The following is a 1,008-nucleotide window of genomic DNA, read 5'->3' on the forward strand; positions in this document are numbered from 1 at the left end:
TATGAACAAGCGGCCCGATTGCTTCATCACGACGCTCATGCGCTCGACCAGCGGCGCGAGGTGGAAGGCGACCGTTCCCATCCAGTCTGCCAGAACGGCGCGATCGATGAACCTTATCAGTTGTTCAAACTGACTCCATTTGCGACCAAAGCTCATCAGTGAGCGAACTGGCTCGGTTTGCTGCTTTCGAGAGTGCCACACAACGGTCTTCCAGATTAGAAATTTTGCGGTAGCGCTAGAGGCTGCGGCACCCTAGGCGTACTCTTCGCGGTTCATCAGCTCGTTCCAAAAGCTCTCCAGCGCATCCAATGCGCTCTTATAGTCCGCCTCGCTTACAAAATGATCGAGTTCGAGGCCCTCTTCGTGCTTCATGACGTTGACTTGTTTTCGCATGTGGTCAATCGCGCTCAGGATCTTGTCCGGAAGCGTGACGTCAAAAGCTAAAAGAGCCTTGCGAACGAAGTTTGTGAATGGTTTCTCGTTCTGATTTATTGTCATCAGCTGGTTGTTCCGGTTGGTCATGAGGGTAAAGTACGCCTTACAGTCCTTTTCCCAAAGATGATATTCGCGAACATAAGCTCCCTGGAGGAGGCTTTCGATGACCCAAGCCATCATGGTGCCTTCCATATCTGCGCTTAGTGGATCGCGACCAAGCAAGTCGAGATTTGCATCGTGGATTTTTTGAACACCCGCGATCGCATACTCGACTGCTGTGCGACGATGGCCGATCTGTATGTAGTTGACCATTGCGCCCGATTCCAAATGTCGTCTGATCAGCTTCATGGTTGGCGCATCTCCTTGTTCAGCCGGAAACCACGTTTGCACCGCCCCTTCCAATTGTTGGCTTTGAGTCTAGCCCGTCTTATTCGCGAGAGGGCGCCTGAGAGGCGGGAGAGCTGGTGTAAAGCGCTGATGCGGCGTAGGATTCGGTTGTGAAGCCAACCCCATCACCTCAACCGCGAACGCCACGCCCGCCATGACCGATGATACGATTTCAGACCACTATCG

At 53.1% G+C, this 1,008-nt stretch carries 1 protein-coding gene; it reads right to left on the reverse strand.

Annotated features, from left to right (window positions below; genetic code table 11):
• Positions 1–252: 252 nt before the first annotated feature.
• Positions 253–783 (reverse strand): hypothetical protein, encoded by a 531-nt coding sequence (locus tag QJT78_RS51565; protein WP_038946076.1) that lies wholly within the window; start codon positions 781–783, stop codon positions 253–255.
• Positions 784–1,008: the final 225 nt, after the last annotated feature.

It is taken from the genome of Bradyrhizobium sp. Mp27, from assembly GCF_029953005.1.
GTDB classification, from domain to species: domain Bacteria; phylum Pseudomonadota; class Alphaproteobacteria; order Rhizobiales; family Xanthobacteraceae; genus Bradyrhizobium; species Bradyrhizobium barranii.

Bases quoted from the DNA above. Each gene is read 5' to 3' on its own strand.
- QJT78_RS51565 (WP_038946076.1), bottom strand. From the start codon at position 783: ATGAAGCTGATCAGACGACATTTGGAATCGGGCGCAATGGTCAACTAC.